Source organism: Arthrobacter sp. 4R501, from assembly GCF_002929755.1.
Lineage (GTDB): Bacteria > Actinomycetota > Actinomycetes > Actinomycetales > Micrococcaceae > Arthrobacter.
In genome coordinates this window covers 23,680-39,876 of the sequence record NZ_PJIW01000008.1, presented here as the reverse complement: position 1 = coordinate 39,876, position 16,197 = coordinate 23,680, and the positions used below count along the sequence as shown (strand labels likewise).

The 16,197-nt window shown below is 66.3% G+C and carries 17 protein-coding genes; 6 read left to right on the top strand and 11 right to left on the bottom strand.

Annotation, left to right across the window (positions count from 1 at the left end):
• Nucleotides 1-103: 103 nt before the first annotated feature.
• Nucleotides 104-1,195, top strand: coding sequence for a LacI family DNA-binding transcriptional regulator (locus tag CXR02_RS09460; protein WP_104061762.1), 1,092 nt, complete (start codon nt 104-106; stop codon nt 1,193-1,195).
• A gap of 126 nt (nt 1,196-1,321) precedes the next feature.
• Here the strand turns inward: CXR02_RS09460 and CXR02_RS09455 are convergent, their stop codons facing one another.
• From CXR02_RS09455 to CXR02_RS09425, 7 genes are all read right to left on the bottom strand, one after another.
• Nucleotides 1,322-1,669 carry a DUF6510 family protein gene (locus CXR02_RS09455; RefSeq protein WP_210412325.1) on the bottom strand — a complete coding sequence of 116 codons (348 nt, stop codon included), beginning with the start codon at nt 1,667-1,669 and terminating at the stop codon, nt 1,322-1,324.
• Entirely contained in the window at nt 1,666-2,403 is a 738-nt protein-coding gene (locus CXR02_RS09450; RefSeq protein WP_104061761.1) for an FAD-binding oxidoreductase, read from the bottom strand. Before CXR02_RS09450 ends, CXR02_RS09455 begins: the two co-directional genes overlap by 4 nt.
• 10 nt (nt 2,404-2,413) lie before the next feature.
• Nucleotides 2,414-3,007: a sulfite oxidase-like oxidoreductase gene (locus tag CXR02_RS09445; RefSeq protein WP_104061760.1), complete on the bottom strand. Its 594-nt coding sequence runs from the start codon at nt 3,005-3,007 to the stop codon at nt 2,414-2,416.
• A gap of 134 nt (nt 3,008-3,141) precedes the next feature.
• Nucleotides 3,142-4,656, bottom strand: a complete 1,515-nt coding sequence (locus tag CXR02_RS09440) for a glycoside hydrolase family 32 protein (protein ID WP_104061759.1) — start codon at nt 4,654-4,656, stop codon at nt 3,142-3,144.
• A gap of 26 nt (nt 4,657-4,682) precedes the next feature.
• A complete protein-coding gene (locus CXR02_RS09435) occupies nt 4,683-5,564 on the bottom strand; it encodes a carbohydrate ABC transporter permease (RefSeq protein ID WP_104061758.1) in 882 nt (293 codons plus the stop codon).
• An 8-nt stretch (nt 5,565-5,572) separates the two neighbouring features.
• Nucleotides 5,573-6,538: a carbohydrate ABC transporter permease gene (locus CXR02_RS09430; RefSeq protein WP_104061757.1), complete on the bottom strand. Its 966-nt coding sequence runs from the start codon at nt 6,536-6,538 to the stop codon at nt 5,573-5,575.
• Entirely contained in the window at nt 6,535-7,956 is a 1,422-nt protein-coding gene (locus CXR02_RS09425; protein ID WP_104061756.1) for an extracellular solute-binding protein, read from the bottom strand. The genes CXR02_RS09430 and CXR02_RS09425 overlap by 4 nt, the downstream gene beginning before the upstream one ends.
• 190 nt (nt 7,957-8,146) lie before the next feature.
• Between CXR02_RS09425 and CXR02_RS09420 the strand changes: the two genes are divergently transcribed.
• Nucleotides 8,147-9,055 carry a phosphatase PAP2 family protein gene (locus CXR02_RS09420; protein WP_104061755.1) on the top strand — a complete coding sequence of 303 codons (909 nt, stop codon included), beginning with the start codon at nt 8,147-8,149 and terminating at the stop codon, nt 9,053-9,055.
• Between the two features lie 38 nt (nt 9,056-9,093).
• On the opposite strand, the gene CXR02_RS09415 is transcribed toward CXR02_RS09420, so the two are convergent.
• Genes CXR02_RS09415 through CXR02_RS09400 form a run of 4 tightly spaced genes read right to left on the bottom strand, consistent with a single transcriptional unit; the run spans nt 9,094 to nt 11,333 of the window.
• On the bottom strand, nt 9,094-9,858 hold the full coding sequence (locus CXR02_RS09415; protein ID WP_104061754.1) for an ABC transporter permease: 765 nt from the start codon (nt 9,856-9,858) through the stop codon (nt 9,094-9,096).
• Nucleotides 9,855-10,640 carry an ABC transporter ATP-binding protein gene (locus CXR02_RS09410; RefSeq protein ID WP_104061753.1) on the bottom strand — a complete coding sequence of 262 codons (786 nt, stop codon included), beginning with the start codon at nt 10,638-10,640 and terminating at the stop codon, nt 9,855-9,857. The genes CXR02_RS09415 and CXR02_RS09410 overlap by 4 nt, the downstream gene beginning before the upstream one ends.
• A complete protein-coding gene (locus CXR02_RS09405) occupies nt 10,637-11,002 on the bottom strand; it encodes a DUF1048 domain-containing protein (RefSeq protein ID WP_104061752.1) in 366 nt (121 codons plus the stop codon). Before CXR02_RS09405 ends, CXR02_RS09410 begins: the two co-directional genes overlap by 4 nt.
• Before the next feature lies 1 nt (nt 11,003).
• A complete protein-coding gene (locus CXR02_RS09400; RefSeq protein WP_058931552.1) occupies nt 11,004-11,333 on the bottom strand; it encodes a PadR family transcriptional regulator in 330 nt (109 codons plus the stop codon).
• A 325-nt stretch (nt 11,334-11,658) separates the two neighbouring features.
• Between CXR02_RS09400 and CXR02_RS09395 the strand changes: the two genes are divergently transcribed.
• The 4 genes from CXR02_RS09395 to CXR02_RS09380 are packed head-to-tail and all read left to right on the top strand — an operon-like array spanning nt 11,659 to nt 16,191.
• Nucleotides 11,659-11,757 (top strand): potassium-transporting ATPase subunit F, encoded by a 99-nt coding sequence (locus tag CXR02_RS09395; RefSeq protein ID WP_104061751.1) that lies wholly within the window; start codon nt 11,659-11,661, stop codon nt 11,755-11,757.
• A 7-nt stretch (nt 11,758-11,764) separates the two neighbouring features.
• Nucleotides 11,765-13,432 carry a potassium-transporting ATPase subunit KdpA gene (gene kdpA, locus CXR02_RS09390; RefSeq protein WP_104061750.1) on the top strand — a complete coding sequence of 556 codons (1,668 nt, stop codon included), beginning with the start codon at nt 11,765-11,767 and terminating at the stop codon, nt 13,430-13,432.
• On the top strand, nt 13,429-15,558 hold the full coding sequence (gene kdpB / locus CXR02_RS09385; protein WP_104061749.1) for a potassium-transporting ATPase subunit KdpB: 2,130 nt from the start codon (nt 13,429-13,431) through the stop codon (nt 15,556-15,558). The genes kdpA and kdpB overlap by 4 nt, the downstream gene beginning before the upstream one ends.
• A gap of 9 nt (nt 15,559-15,567) precedes the next feature.
• The gene (locus CXR02_RS09380) at nt 15,568-16,191 is read left to right on the top strand and encodes a potassium-transporting ATPase subunit C (RefSeq protein ID WP_104061748.1); all 624 of its coding nucleotides are present in this window, start codon (nt 15,568-15,570) and stop codon (nt 16,189-16,191) included.
• The last annotated feature ends 6 nt before the right edge of the window (nt 16,192-16,197 follow it).

Sequence of the window (16,197 nt, the reverse complement as noted above, 5' to 3'; positions counted from 1 at the left end):
ACGACGTTAAGTGCCAGCTACTTGGGGAAGGGGCCAGGTCCGGGCGCACCTCACACGCGTTAGGTAGACTGCAGGAAATACCGCACGCGGGAGGAAACCCAGTATGAACCGCAAAGCCACAGCGCTCGACGTCGCCAAGCTCGCCGGAGTTTCCCGCAGCGCGGTGTCGCTGGTCCTGAACGGGCGCGGCGACGGGAATGTGGCCAAGGAGAGCCAGGTCCGGATCCGTGAAGCGGCGGCCACCCTGAACTACACGCCCAACGCCATCGCCGTGAGCCTGCGCAACCGCCGGTCGCGGATCATCGGGATCGTCTCGGACCAGGTGGTCACCAGCCCGTTCGATGGCAACATCATCGCCGGGGCTGACGCCGTGGCCCGGTCCCAGGGTTTTGTCACCGTGGTGATGGATACGGAGCTGGACGAGACCCGTGACGAAAGTGCGGTGGCCACGCTGCTGGACCGCCAGGTGGACGGGCTGATGTATGTCACCGTGGGCCTGCGCCCCCTGCACGTCCCGCTCAACATGCAGCGCGTGCCGTCGGTGCTGGCCAACTGCTTCGATGACCGTCCCGAGGCAGGCGTTCCGGCCGTCATTCCGGATGAGGTCCGCGGCGGCCGGGAGTCGGCAATGCACCTCCTGGAGCTTGGCCACCGGGACATCGCGTTCCTCGCCGGTGACGGCGTCACACCCGCCGCGCCGCGCCGGATCCAGGGCCATCGGGATGCCTTTGAGGCCGCCGGGTTGCCGGTGCGGCCGGGCCGGATCCTCGAAGCTGGCTGGGACATCGATGCCGGGTTCCATGGCGCCATGAAGCTCCTGGACGGCGTGGCTGCGCCGGACCGGCCCACCGCGATCGTGTGCGCGAACGACCGGCTGGCGGTCGGCGTGGTGCTCGCGGCCAACCGGCTGGGCCTGGCTGTGCCTCAGGATGTCTCCGTCATGGGGTACGACGACGAATTCCGCATCGCCTCCACCATGGTCCCGGCGCTCACCACCATGGCCCTCCCGCTGCGGGAGATGGGCGCCGCCGCCATGACCGGGCTCCTCCGGGAACTCTCGAAGGAGGCGGAGGATAACGAGGATTACGACGACGGCGGCGCCCCCGCCGAGCACGGCCGTCCCGGCCAGATGCTGGTCCCGTGCCGGCTCGTGGTGCGCGAGTCAACCGGCCCGGTCCCGGCCGGCCAGGCCTGACCCGGCACCGAAGTCGAAAGGTGTGGGGGTTCCTTGATGGGAGGGAACCGAGCGTGGAGACGAGCCGGATTTTTGATCCGGACGCGATATCAGGACGACTCTCAGGAAGCCTCCAAGGCGTACGCGCTAGCCCTCCCGGTCGATCTGCAGGTAGCTGAGTCCGCTGACGTCGAGCCAAAATTTGGTGGGAGTCTCGACAAGACGCAGGAGTACACCCCCACAGGAACTGCAGCGTACAACGATTCCCGGGGCGTCGGAATACACTGCGGCTTCCCCGAAGACCCTGACAGCGCCACAGTTCTTGCATCGACCGATCGCTGCGATGATGTCAATGCGGAACAGTTCCCACAGCGGTCCTGCCGCCGCGTTCCCGTCAAGATGAGGTATGGGATTGTCCGTGGTTCCGGCGATGTCCCGGTCCTCGAAACGCGGATCCTCAGCGCCAGGCGAAGCGGAGCCGTTGTTGGCAGTCACCGGATTCCTCCCGTTCCGCCGAAGCGTTCGGTTTTGATCGAGGCGGCCGGATAGCCCGCCTGCACCAGCCACTCTGTGATTGTTTCGACAAACATCGTCTGACCGCAGATGAAGATGTCTGGAGAATCGTGCACCGGCAGGATGTTTGCCAGCAGCGTTTCGGCGGAGAGTCGCTTCGGGGCGCTGGGCCAGCCCTCCGGCACTTTGCGTGTGTAGACATAGTCGACCACGAGCCTGCGGGATTCCCGGCTCAAGGTGAGCAGCTCCTCCCGATAGAACCCCGACTCCGGCGACTTAAGCGAGTACAGCAGCCGGAACTGCGAAGGATTCTCGGACGCCTCGTGGGCGCGGATCATTGCCATCAGCGGGACGATGCCGGATCCTCCGGCGATCAGCTGAACCGGGTTCGGGTCAGTCGGACGCCAGACGAACCAGCCGCCGACGGGACCCCGGATCTCCAACCGGTCTCCGACTATCAGGTCTCTGACCAGATAGGGGGAGACCTCCCCGTTGGCCAGTTCATCGACCGTGATCTCCAATATTTCGTCCATGCCGGCTGTGGCCACGGAGTAGGACCGTACTGCCGTGTAGCCGTCGTCGGCCGTGAGTCGAATATCGATGTGTTGGCCGGCAAGGTTGCCGTTCAGGCCGTCCACGCGCAGCCCGATGGTCCTGGACGAATCCGTTTCGGGATCGGCGCTGACGACGTCGGCGACCCGCCACAGGCTACTCATTGGGCGTGCCTCATGAGTAACGCTCCTCGCGCCAGGGGTCGCCGTAGATGTGGTAGCCGTTGGATTCCCAGAAACCCGGAACATCGTGCGGCGTCAGCTCGATGCCATTGACCCATTTCGCGCTCTTCCAGAAGTACAGATGGGGTACCAGCAGGCGGGCAGGTCCGCCGTGGGCGCGTTCCAGCGGCTCACCGTCGAATTCCCAGGCCACCCACGCCTGGCCGTCCAGCAGGTCCTGCAGCGGCACGTTGGTCGTATAGCCGCCGTAGGAGTGGGCGGTGGTGAACTCGGACGTTGTTTCCACGTCGCCGAACAGGGTGTCCAGGGACACCCCGCGCCACGAGGTGCCCAGCTTGGACCAGCTGGTCACACAGTGAATGTCGGTCCGGATATCCACCTGAGGCAGAGCCATGAACTCATCCCAGGACCAGGCGCGACGCCGCCCCGTCTCGGTTGTAATGAAGAATTCCCAGTCCGCCCGAGCGATGTACGGTGCAGGACCCGCCGTCAGCACGGGAAAGCTCTCCGTCTCGTATTGACCCGGTGGTAACGCTGGATTTCCGGTGCGCCGTTTTCCATGAAAACCAGACGAGATGATTCCCACCTTGTACCTCCGATGCGGAGCCCCGCCGGTCGAATGTAATCCGTGCCCCAACGATAGGCCAACAGCAGCACCCCCGGCTAGTGGAGCCTCAAGTGTCCGTTCGCGCTTGGTTGAGTCCTTGCGAGCCCGCCGTACTAAGGCTGTGCCAGCTGCCAGACGTCCGCGGCCGCGCCCTCGGGAAGCCGCAGCACCCACCGCTCGCCGGGCGCCGGATAGGCGCGCAGCGTGGTGGCCACCGAACCGCTCCGGTACACCTCCACCAGCGACGCGTCCACAAACACACGCAGCTCCTCCCCCGCCGCCAGTGTCCCGCTGAACACCACCTGCCCCGCGTCCGCCGAAGATGCGGCGCCCACCAGGCAAAGTTCGACGACGGCGTCCGCGGCCAGGGCCGCCGGCCCACCGGAGCGGGCGGTCACAACAGCTTCGGCGTACGCCGGCAGCTCAACGCTCCCAGCAGCCTGCGCAGCCAGCTGCGCGCCACGGTAGGCATCCACCTCCGGCGCGGGTGCCACGGCCAAGGCACCGTCCACCACGGACAGTAGGCGCGGGTGCGTGAGCACTCCGGCCCAGCCCGCGGCGTCGATCTGTTCCTGGCTGCGGCCCCGGCGGCCGTCCCGGCCCGGACCTTCGTTGGCCCAGCCCCACAGCAGCGCTTTGGGTTCCGCGAGAGCAGCAAGAGCAGAAGAAGAACCAGGAGCACCGGCACCGCCGGCACCCGCACCGTCCTGCAGCTGCACGATCTGCGGCGCATAGAAGTCGCGGCCCAGGTCGGACTTTCCGCCGGTCTCCGGGGAAAATACCGGCAGCCCGGTGGCGGGGTCCTCGGCCAGGGAGCCGATGAGGTGGCCTACCCCGTTGGCATGCTCGTGGTCATCGCCGGAGAGCCACAGGGAAAACATCATGACCCACGCGTCGTCGGACGAAGCGTCGCCGCCGGACCCGGATTCAAGGGATTCAGCGGAGGACACGGACGGCACCCGCACCAGCTGCGGGCACTCCCAGATCTCGGCCGGCGTCCGGGCAGCAGCGACCGGGTTCTCGGACGTGAGCCAGATGCCCTGGTACTTCCAGTCAGCCAGGTCCTCCACCGTGTAGAGCAGGAGTGCCGCGTGGCCGGAGGCCAGACCCGCGCCCTGCATGGCGTAGCGCTTGCCGTTGAAGCGGAAGATAAAAGGGTCGCGGACCGCGGTGACCATGGGGTCGACCGGCATGGATGCCGCGACGTGGCCATCCTGGGTCCAGGAAACAAGGTCCGCCGAACCGCGGGAGATGACCACCTGCGAGTGGCCGCCGTCGCCGCGGACACCGGAGTACGCGGCGGTGGGGACGCCGCCGTCGTCCGTCACCACACCGGTCCAGCAGCCGTACTCGTCAGGCCCGCCGTCCTGCGGGCGCAGCGCCACGGGGTGTTCCTCCCAGCGGACCAGGTCCGCGGAGCTGAGGTGGCCCCACGCGATCTTGTGGTGCCGGGCGGACGCGGGGTTGTACTGGAAGAAGACGTGGTACCGGCCGTTGAGGTGGCTGACGCCGTTGGGGTCGTTGATCCAGCCCTGGGCGGGGCGGGGGTGGAAGTGGGGGAACGCGGGGTCGGGGTGGGCGGCGGCCAGGCTGGCGAAGTCGGTGGCGGCGAGGTCCGGGGATGACATGGAAGTAGGCCTTTCAGAGGTGTGGGCTATTTGCCGCTGCCGGCGGTGAGGCCGTCCTGCAGCGCGCGCTGGCCGAAGAAGAAGACCACCAGGGCGGGGATCATGGACAGGACGACGCCGGCCAGCACCACGGAGATGCTGCCCGTGCCCAGGTTGCCCTGCAGGGAGACGAGGCCCAGCGGCAGGGTGAAGTTCTGTTCCGAGATGGTCATGATGAGCGGCCGGAAGAACTCGTTCCAGTGGAAATTGAAGGCGAGGATGCCCACGATTGCCATCCCGGGAATGGCCAGCGGGGCGTAGACCGAGCGGAAGGTCCGCCAGGGCGAGGCGCCGTCGATCGATGCCGCCTCCGCGAGGTCGGTGGGCAGCCCCATGAAGTACTGCCGCATCAGGAAGGTGCCGAACGCCGTCGGGATGGCCGGCAGGATCAGCGCCAGGAGGGTGTCTGAAAGTCCCATGCCGCGGATCAGCATAAAAACGGGCACGATGGTCACCTGCACCGGCACCATCATGGTGGCCAGCACGATGGAGAACAGGGCGCCGCGGCCGCGGAACTTCAGGTTGGCGAAGGCGTAGCCGGCCATCGCGGCGGTGACCATCTGTCCCACTGCGATGAGCCCGGTGACCAGGGCGCTGTTCAGCACCAGAAGGACGATGTCCAGTTGCTGGAAGACCTGCGCGTAGGACGTGAAGTCGGGATTCCAGGGGAAGAACGACGGCGGCAGCTTGAACGATTCCGACGGCGACCGCAGCGAGGTGGACAGGGTCCACATCACCGGGCCCAGGGTCAGGACGGCTGCGATCATGAGCAGGACAATGCGGAGGACCAGGTTCCAGTTCGGCTTCCGCCGGGACCGGGCAGGCACGGCAGGGGTGCGGGTGGATACACGCTCTGTAGTGGTAGTCATGGCGGGCCTTACTGGTAGAAGACGAATCGTTTGCTGAGCCGGAACTGCGCGGCGGTGATGGCCATGATGATGAGGGTCAGGATCACGCCGATGGCCGAGGCCTCGCCGAATTCCAGGCGCTGGAACGCGGATTCGAAGATCACCATCACGGCGGTGCGGGTGGAGTCGCCGGGCCCGCCGCGGGTCAGGACGTACGGCTGGTCGAACACCTGGAGGGCGCTGATGATGGCCATCACGGACGCCAGCAGGGTGGTGGGGCTGAGGAGCGGCAGGGTGACGTAGACGTGCTTGCGCCATCCGGTGGCGCCGTCCAGCGAGGCGGCCTCATAGGTTTCCACGGGGATCGACGCCAGCCCGCCGATGAACAGCAGGAAGGAGAACCCGAAGTTCTGCCAGACATAGACCAGGATGACGACGGCGGCGGACCCGCCGGGGGTGGTCAGCCACGGCACCGCGGGGATGCCGGCCAGGGACAGGAACCAGTTGACCACGCCGAACTGCTCGTTGAAGAGGTACCGCATAAAGATGGACACCGAGGCGGCGGAAAGGATCAGCGGGAAGAAGAACGCGGAGCGGAAGAAGGTCCGCAGCCAGGCCGGCATTTTCTCCTGCACCATCACGGCGAGCGCCAGGGCCAGGCCGAGCTGGAATGCCACCGCCACAATCACAAACACGATGGTGTTCAGGAAGGACACCCGGACCGTGGGGTCCTGGACCACTTCGGCGAAGTTGTCGAATCCCACGAACGTCGGGGCGGAGATGATGTCCCAGCGGAAGAAGGCCAGGACCACCGACGCCGCGATGGGCACCAGGGTGAACAGGCCCATGCCCAGGATGGTGGGGGCCAGGAAGATCCAGGCAAGCCAGCGCTGGCTGTGCCGGCCGTACGCGGTGTTCGCGGAGGCGGGCGTACCGGGCTTGGCGGCCTTCGCGGCCTGCTTCGGCCGGTCCCGGCGAGTGATGGTGGTGCTCATGACTGCCTCCTCAGGGCCAGTTCAAGATCGCGCTGCATGGACTCGAGGGCCTGCTTGAGCTGGCGCTCGTCGCCGCTGACGGCCAGCGAGACGTTTTTCATCAGGGCCGTTTCGACGGCGGCCTGCTGGGGCGGTGCCGGGATGGGGCCGGTGGTGGGGTACTTGTCCAGCGTGTCGTAGAAGACCTTCCAGTGCGCCGGGCCTTTACCCGCGTACAGGGCCTCGTTGACCATGGAGCGGCGGGCGGGGGTGGTGACCGGGTTGGGGAAGATCAGCTCCATAGCCTCACGGCTGGCACTGAACTTGATCCATTCCCAGGCGGCGTCCTTGTCCTTGGCGGTTTTCATGATGGCGTAGCCGGCCGTGCCGAACTGGTGCCGCTGGCTCCGCCACTTGGGGAAGAACGCGACGTCGTAGTCGTTCTCCTTCATTCCGGCCTCGTGCAGGCCCTGGACCCAGTAGCCGCCGGCCGGGGTGGTGCCGATCCGGTTGGAGGCGAAGAGCCCCACCAGGGAGCTGCCGCCGCCTTCTTCGGGCCGGACGCCGAGGCCGTCCTTGACCAGGCCGCGGAGGTAGTCGAAGGTCTCGAAGACGCGGGGGTCGTCGGCGTTGGGTTCCAGCCACTGGTAGCCGCCGGAGCGCAGGTTGCGGGAGGGATCGTTGGCGTAGAAGGAGTCCCAGAGCCAGTCCCCGCCGGTGGACCTGGTCTCCTTCAGGAAGCTGGTGTCGTTGGCGTAGAGCCAGGGCACCACGCCGCCGAAGAGCCGGTTGGTCCAGTAGTACGGGGTGAAGTCGGTCGGCCGGGCCTTGCGCATGGCGGCGAGGCTGTTGCGGAAGTCCACGTGGTTCCAGTCGTCCGCAGGACGGTCCAGCCCCGCCTGCGCGAAGGCGGTGGTGTTGTAGTACATGTTGGCGGCGTTCCAGTCCATGGGGAGTTGGAAGAGGCTGCCCTTGTACATAAAGGCCTCCACCAGGCTGGGGTGGACGTCGGCGAAGAACTCGGCCATGTCCGCGGCGTCGCGGCGCAGGTATTCGTCCAGCGGGTGGGCCAGCTTGTCCGCGAACAGCTGCGCGCCCTCGGTGGCGACGTAGACGACGTCGGGCGGGGTGCCGGCGGCCACCATGGTGAGGATCTTGGTGAAGAAGTCTTTCCAGTCCACGGCCTGGATGGCCTGGACCTTGACCCGGATGTCCGGGTGGAGTCGGGTGAACGCGTCGATGGCGCGCTGGCGCGCTGCGGCATCGGCGGCTGTACCCATGATGGCAATGCTGAGGCTGTTGTCGCCCCGCCCGGGAATATCGGATCCGGAGAGCCGGGGCCACGATGCCACCGTTGCTCCCACAATTCCTGCTCCCAGGGCACCCAGGGCGGTCCGGCGTGTGATTTCACGCAGACGGCCAGTCGTGGCACCGGTCATATCAATTTCCTTCCTAACACGTGTGAGGTAGCTTATGGCGCCGACCTAACACGTGTCAAGTGTCACATCCAAGCTGGCCAGGGCCGCCCAAGTAGGTAGCAGCAGATGTCGTTATGAGCCTCCATAACGACACCTACTGCTACCCAGTTGGGTGAGAGGACCTCCCAGTTTTCTGTGACACCCTTAACCGATGACCATTCCACGCCAGGCACCACCGCGGACCCCGCCCCGACCCTCCCCTGGCTCCGGCTTTATGTTCGCGTTCGCCTGGCTCGCCTGCGTCGTCGGCCTGATCGCCACGTACTACTACTTCGTCCAGACCACCACAGGCCAGTTCATCGATGAATCCGCCCTGGTTGAAGCGGTGGACATCCACGGGCCGGCGGGCAAGGCAGCCACCGAGTTCCTGGACTGGCTGCCCACCATCTCGCTGGTGGTGGCCGCCGTCGTGGTTCTGTTTGTCACGGTGATCCGACGACGGTGGTCAGCTGCCGGGATCGCAGTCACCGCGTGCATCGGCGCGAATATCGCCGCGCAGGTCCTGAAGGAAGTGCTGCCCGCCCGCCCGGACAAGGGTGTGGTGACGCTGGAGCTGAACTCGCTGCCGTCCGGTCACACCACGCTGGCGGCGTCGGCTGCGGCGGCGGTGTTCCTGATGGCCTCGCCGCGGTGGCGTCCGCTGGCCGGTTTTGTGGGCGGCACCTTCGCCATCGCCTCCGGAGTCTCCACCCTGATCAACCAGTGGCACCGCCCCGCCGACGTCGTCGCAGCTTTCCTCCTGGTGGGCGCGTTCATGATCCCCGCCGGCTGGCTGATCGTCCGGAACGGCGCGGCGTGGAACGTGTGGGACGGCTTCGACAGGCACGTGGGCTCGGCAAAGATCTGGCTCACGCTGCCGGTGGTGATCGGGCTGGCGTCCGCGGGGGTGGCCGTGTATTCGCTGGCCAAGATCGCCGCGGGGCCGCTCCAGGATGACAGCACCACCAACTACTTCTGGGCCGGGATCTCGCTCATCGTGATCGCCGGATACCTGGCCACCGTGGCCACCACGTCGCTGTTCGCATATGCCGCACGACGGCGGGACTCACCAACGCGCTGAGCTCGCCGTCGTCGTCGGGCACCTTTGCCGCAGGGGCCTTAGGTGATCTTGCGCCGGTAGGCGGCCATGGCGAACACGTAGGCGAGCGCGAGGATGCCGACGCACCAGGCCAGTGCGATCCAGATGTCGTTCCCCACCGGCTGCTGCGCGAACAGCGCGCGGATGGAGTTCACGATCGAGGTCACCGGCTGGTTCTCGGCGAACCAGGCCACCGGGCCCGGCATTGTCGCCGTCGGAACGAACGCCGAGCTGATGAACGGCAGGAAGATCAGCGGGTAGCTGAACGCGCTGGCGCCGTCGACGGTCTGCGCGGAGAGCCCCGCGATCACGGCCAGCCAGGTCAGGGCGAGCGTGAACAGGACCAGGATGCCGGCGATTGCAAGCCAGGCGCCCACGGATGCTCCGGTGCGGAACCCCATGAGGAGGGCCACGCCGACGACGACCGCGACCGAGACGAGGTTGGCCACCAGCGAGGTGAGCACGTGCGCCCAGAGCACGCTCGACCGCGCGATCGGCATGGACTGGAACCGCTCGAAGATGCCGCCCTGCATGTCGAGGAACAGGCGGTAGGCGGTGTAGGCGATGCCGGAGGCAATCGTGATCAGCAGGATGCCGGGGAGCATGTAGTTGACGTACGACTCGTCGGATCCGGTATTGATCGCGCCACCAAGCACATACACGAACAGCAGCATCAGCGCGATCGGCGTGACCGCGGTGGTGATGATCGTGTCCGGGCTGCGCAGGATGTGGCGCAGCGAGCGGCCGGTGAGGACGCCGGTATCGCTGAGGACGTGGGTGCTCATCGGGATGCCTCCTTCTCTTCCTGCTCTTCAGCCGTCTCACCGACGAGTGCCAGGAAGACGTCTTCGAGCGAGGGCTGCTTCTCGACGTACTCGATCTCGGCCGGCGGCAACAGCCGCTTGAGCTCGTCGAGCGTGCCGTTCTGGATGATCGTGCCCTTGTGCAGGATCGCGATGCGGTCGGCGAGGTGCTCGGCCTCGTCGAGGTATTGGGTGGTGAGCAGCACTGTCGTGCCGTTCTGGGCGAGATTCTTCACGGTCTGCCACACGTCGATGCGCGCCTGCGGGTCGAGCCCGGTGGTCGGCTCGTCGAGGAAGATCACCTGCGGCTCGCCGATCAGGCTCATCGCGATGTCGAGCCGGCGGCGCATGCCGCCCGAGTATTCGGCTGCCTTGCGGCCGCCGGCCTCGGTGAGCGAGAAGCGCCCGAGCAACTCGTCCGCGATCGCCCCCGCGTTCTTCAGGTGCCGGAGCTTCGCGACCAGCACGAGGTTCTCCCGGCCCGTGAGCACTTCGTCAACGGCGGCGAACTGCCCGGTCAGGCTGATCGACTCGCGCACATCGCCGGGGTTAGCGGCGACGTCGAAGCCGAGCACCGTCGCGGTTCCCGCGTCGGCCTTCAGCAGCGTCGAGAGGATGCGCACGAGCGTGGTCTTCCCGGCCCCGTTTGAGCCGAGGAGGGCGAAGATGCTGCCCGCCACCACCTCGAAGTCCACGCCGCGCAGCACGTGCAGGTCCTTGAAGGACTTCTCCATGCCCTGCACCCGGATTGCTGTCGCGGTCATGACTCCGCCTCCTTCGCCTTGTCGACCGCCTCGTTGAGGCGGGCCCGTTCCTTGTCGATCCACCGCTTTCCGCCGTACGCCTGGGCGAAGCTCTCCGCGAATTCGATGGGATCTTCGCCGACGATCTCGCCCACAGGCGTGCCGTCGATGGCGGCGCGTTCCCACAGGTCCGCGAGGTCCGAGTGCATCTGCACCATCGTGTCCCCCTCGGTGACCCCGCCGTAGTACATGAAGTACCGGTTGAAGGCCTTCGCCACGGTGAGGTAGGGCTCAGGCAGGGCATCCAGCCGCGCCTTGGCCTGCTTGTACTGCTTCTTCTGCTCGAGCGAGCCGGTCACCAGCTCGATCCATTTCGCTGCCATATCATTTTCCTCCCTTGCGGAGCTCTTCAAGCCGTTCGGACAGGAAGCTCCATGTGTTCCAGAATTCGTCCAGTTCCTTCGTGCCCTGGGCGTTGAGCGTGTACACCTTGCGGGGCGGGCCCTTCTCGGACGGCCGCTTCTCGACGTCCACCAGGCCTTTCTGCTCGATCCTGACGAGCAGCGCGTACACGGTGCCCTCGGCAATGTCGGGGAACCCCTGTGCCCGGAGCAGCGTGGTGATTTCGTACCCATACGCCGGGTTCCCGGTCAGGAGGGCAAGAACGATGCCCTCCAGTGTGCCTTTGAGCATCTCCGTCATCTGCTTGCCCATCGGACACTCCTCCACTACTCAGTATTACTAGCTACTAGTACATAGTAGCGCTAAGTAGTGGAAGCGCAAGCCCTCAATCGTTGCCGTTAAGACCGCATCAATATTCGGCGCCTGCGCATTAAGGATTCGTCAGGAACGCATTGCCGCCAGTTTCCCGGGAGTTGACTGGGATCAGCCCCGGATGGGGGTGCGTTCGAAAGGAACTTGCAATGGCCGACGCGGCTGTACTTGGAATCCTCATGGTGTCCATGGGATTCGTGATGTGGATCGGTCACCTTCTGGCCGGAGTGGTCAGCGGTACAAACGATGGGGGCGAGGACGGACTATGAGCCTGGATGCGATCATTTGGCTGGCGTTGTTGATTGCCGGCCTATGCCTGTCCGGGTACTTGCTGGCGGCCCTGATCCACCCCGAGAAGTGGTGAGCCGGCCATGACGTTCAACACCGCTTCCTTCCTGATCCAGGTGTTGGCGCTGCTGCTGGCCCTGGCCGCCGTGCACAAGCCGCTCGGCCTCTACCTTGCCCGCGTGTTTGAAGGCACCGCTTCCACCCGGCCGGAGCGTCTGTTCTACCGGCTCGCCGGGGTCGACGCCGGCACTGAACAGACCTGGGCCGTTTACCTTCGCAGCATCCTGGCTTTCTCCGCGATTTCCATCCTGGTGGTGTTCCTGCTCCAGCGCCTCCAAGGCGTGCTTCCCGGCAGCGGGGCACTGACAGGGGTGGACCCCTGGGTGGCCATGAACACGGCCATCTCGTTTGTCACCAACACGAACTGGCAGACCTACGTGCCGGAAACCACCGTCGGCATCTTTGTCCAGATGGCCCTGCTCGCGGTTCAGAACTTCCTGTCTGCAGCCGTCGGAATCGTCGTCGCTGTCGCCCTGATCCGCGGCATCGCCCGTACAAAAACCGACAGGCTCGGAAACTTCTGGGTGGACCTGGCCCGCACAACGTTCCGCGTCCTGTTGCCATTGGCCCTGGTCGCGGCCATCGTGATGGTCCTTGGCGGTGTGGTGCAGAACTTCTGGCCCACCGACGTCATCAACCAGGCAACGGGGACAACACAGAGCATTCCGGGCGGTCCGGTGGCCTCCCAGGAAGCGATCAAAGTCCTGGGCACCAACGGCGGCGGCTACTTCAACGCCAACTCCGCGCACCCCTTCGAAAACCCCAACGTTTTTATCAGCCTGTTCCAGGTGTTCCTGCTGCTGCTGATCCCCTCGGCCCTCCCCTACGCGTTCGGCAGGCTGGTGGGTGACCAAAAGCAGGGCTACACCGTAGCCGCCGTCATGGGAACACTCTGGCTGACCTCCGTTTCCCTGACAGGATGGGCCGTCGCCGCCGCGCAGGGAACGGCGACAGCGGCTGCCGGCGGACTCGGCGAAGGGTTCGAGCAGCGCTTCGGTGCCGCTCCGAGCGCCATCTTTGCCGCCTCCACGACGCTGACCTCAACGGGCGCCGTCAACGTTGCCCACGATTCCCTGCCGCCGCTGGCGGGAGGGGTGACCATGGTCAACATGATGCTCGGCGAAGTGGCCCCCGGCGGAACCGGATCCGGGCTGTACGGGATGCTGATCCTCTCCATCATCTCCGTCTTCATCGCCGGGCTGATGGTCGGCCGGACCCCCGAGTACCTGGGCAAGAAAATCGGCCCACGCCAGATGAAGCTCTCCGCCCTGTACATCCTGGTCACGCCGATCCTGGTGCTCACCTTGGCCGGCATCACCGTCCTGCTTCCGGACGTGATGGCCAACGTGCCCGCGTCCGGCCCGCACCAGTTCAGCGAACTGCTCTACGCCTTCACGTCCGGGGCGAACAACAACGGCTCCGCGTTCGGCGGCATCACCAGCTCGGGCCCGCATCTTTCGATGATGCTCGGAATCGCCATGCTGCTGGGGCGGTTCCTGCCCATCGTCCTGGTCCTGGCTTTGGCTGGATCGTTCGCCCGGCAAGGCAAGATCCCCACGTCCGCCGGGACGGTACCTACCCATGGGCCCCTGTTCGGCGCGCTGCTGCTGGGCGTGACCGTCATCCTGACTGCCCTCAGCTATTTTCCCGCCCTTGCCCTGGGCCCCCTCGCAGAAGGACTCCTCCAATGACCCACACCCCGACGGCCCTCGCCACCGTCCCCGAAACCCTGGCCGACGGCAACCCGCTCGGCACCCCCGGCGAACATAAGCACCACACCAAGGCCCCGGCGAAACTGACACTGTCCAGCGTGGCGGCCGCCCTTCCGGTGGCCGTCCGCAAACTGGCACCGCGCCAGATGATCCATTCACCGGTTATGTTTACGGTGCTGGTGGGGGCGGGCCTGTGCACGGCGATCTGCGTGGTCCGGCCGTCGGTGTTCAGCATCGCCGTGACGGCCTGGCTGTGGCTGACCGTGCTGTTTGGCACTCTTGCGGAAGCCATCGCTGAGGGCCGGGGCAAGGCCCAGGCCGACAGTCTGCGGGCCAGCCGCCAGGGGGTCCGGGCGAAACTCCAGCTGGACAGCGGGGCGATCAAGGAAGTCCCCGGTACCGAACTGCGCCGGAACGATCTGGTGGTCTGCGAGGCCGGGGACGTGATCCCGTCCGATGGCGAGATCATCGAGGGCCTGGCCAGCGTTGACGAATCAACCATCACCGGAGAGTCGGCACCGGTCATCCGCGAATCCGGCGGGGACCGTTCCTCGGTCACGGGCGGCACGAAGGTCCTCTCCGACCGGATCGTCGTCCGCATCACAGCCGAACCCGGGCAGACCTTCATCGACCGGATGATCAAACTCGTCGAGGGTGCCGTGCGGCAGAAGACCCCCAACGAGATCGCGCTCCACGTGCTGCTCGTCTCCCTGACCATTGTGTTCCTGGTAGTGACCATGAGCCTGGCACCCTTCGCGTCCCTCGCGGGGGCAACACCCTCGCCCATCGTGCTCGTGGCGCTGCTCGTGTGCCTGATCCCCACCACCATCGGGGCCCTGGTCCCGGCCATCGGCATCGCCGGCATGGACCGCCTCGTCCAGCACAACGTCCTGGCCACCTCCGGGCGCGCCGTCGAAACCGCCGGTGACATCACCACGCTGCTGCTGGACAAGACCGGAACCATCACCTACGGCAACCGCCGCGCCGTCAACTTCTTCCCCGCCAACACCGTCGGCATGACCGAACTCATTGAAGCGGCGCGCCTCTCCAGCCTCGCCGATGACACCCCCGAAGGGCGGTCAGTGGTGGACCTGGCGGCCGAAAGGGGTGTGCGCGTACCTGACCTGGCGGATCTGGGACGGGGAACGGAACAGTTCACCGTGGTCGAATTCAGCGCCAGCACACGCATGAGCGGCCTGGACCTGGACGGCCGCCGGGTCCGCAAGGGCGCTGCAGCCGCGGTAACCGCCTTTGTGGCCGGTCTGGGCGGCCAAACCCCGGCCGAGGTGAAGCACCGTGTGCAGGAAATCTCGGCGCAGGGCGGCACGCCGCTGCTGGTTGCCACCGCAGCCAAGGACGGCGCCCGGATCCTCGGCACCATCCACCTGGCCGACGTCGTCAAACCAGGCATGCAGGCCCGTTTCGCCGAGCTGCGGAAAATGGGAATTCGGACGGTGATGGTCACCGGTGACAACCCCGTCACCGCGAAAGCGATCGCTGCCGAGGCCGGCGTCGATGATTTCCTCGCCGAAGCCACGCCCGAGGACAAGCTCGCCGTCATCAAGAAGGAGCAGGCCGCCGGACGCCTCGTGGCCATGACCGGGGACGGCACAAACGACGCCCCCGCACTGGCCGCAGCGGATGTCGGCGTCGCGATGAACTCGGGCACCCCGGCCGCCAAGGAGGCCGCCAACATGGTGGACCTCGACTCCGACCCGACGAAGCTCATCAACATAGTGGGCATCGGAAAGCAGCTGCTGATCACCCGCGGTGCCCTCACGACGTTCTCCATCGCCAACGACGTCGCGAAGTACTTCGCCATCGTCCCCGCCCTGTTCACGGCCGCTTTTCCGGGCCTCGCACTGCTGAACATCATGGGGCTCAGCAGCCCAGCCTCGGCCATCCTGTCCGCCGTCATTTTCAACGCGCTGATCATCATCGCCCTGATTCCGCTGGCGCTACGCGGCGTGAAGTACCGGGCGGTGTCCGCCAACCAGGCGCTGGGCCGGAACCTGCTTGTCTACGGCCTCGGCGGGCTCATCGCACCGTTCATCGGCATCAAACTCATTGACCTGATCATTTCCGTGATCCCCGGCATCGGCTAGGAACATTCCATGAACACGCTCACAGGCTACCTCCGGCAGGCCGGAACCGCCGCCAGATTCCTGCTCCTTGCAACCGTGGTCCTCGGGCTGGCCTACCCGCTTGCCGTCTTCGGCGTCGGACAGCTGGCCGCCCCGTACCGGGCCAACGGCTCCATCATTAGGGACGACGGCGGTGCTCCCGCGGCGTCGGAGCTCATCGCCCAGGCAGCAGCCAACGGGGAAGGGGTCCAGGATCCGGCCTGGTTCCACGCCCGGCCCTCAGCGGTCAGCTGGGATCCGGCATCGTCATCGGCCAGCAACCTCGGCCCCAATGAGCCGAAACTCCTTGACGCTGTGACGGCCGCCCGGAGCGCCGTTGCGGCCGCCGAAGGTGTCAGTGCAGCCGACGTGCCTGCCGACGCCGTGACAGCCTCCGGCTCCGGGCTGGACCCGGACATCTCCCCGGCCTACGCCAAGCTCCAGGTGGCAAGGGTGGCTGCAGCCCACGGGCTCAGCGCCGCCACCGTCCAGGACCTCGTGGACCGGAACACCACCGGCGGCCTCGAGGCGTTCCTGGGTCAGCCCTCGGTCAATGTCACCGCCCTGAACCTGGATATTGCCGCCGCCGCGCCCGGCTCGGCGCCGCAGCAATGACCGGAC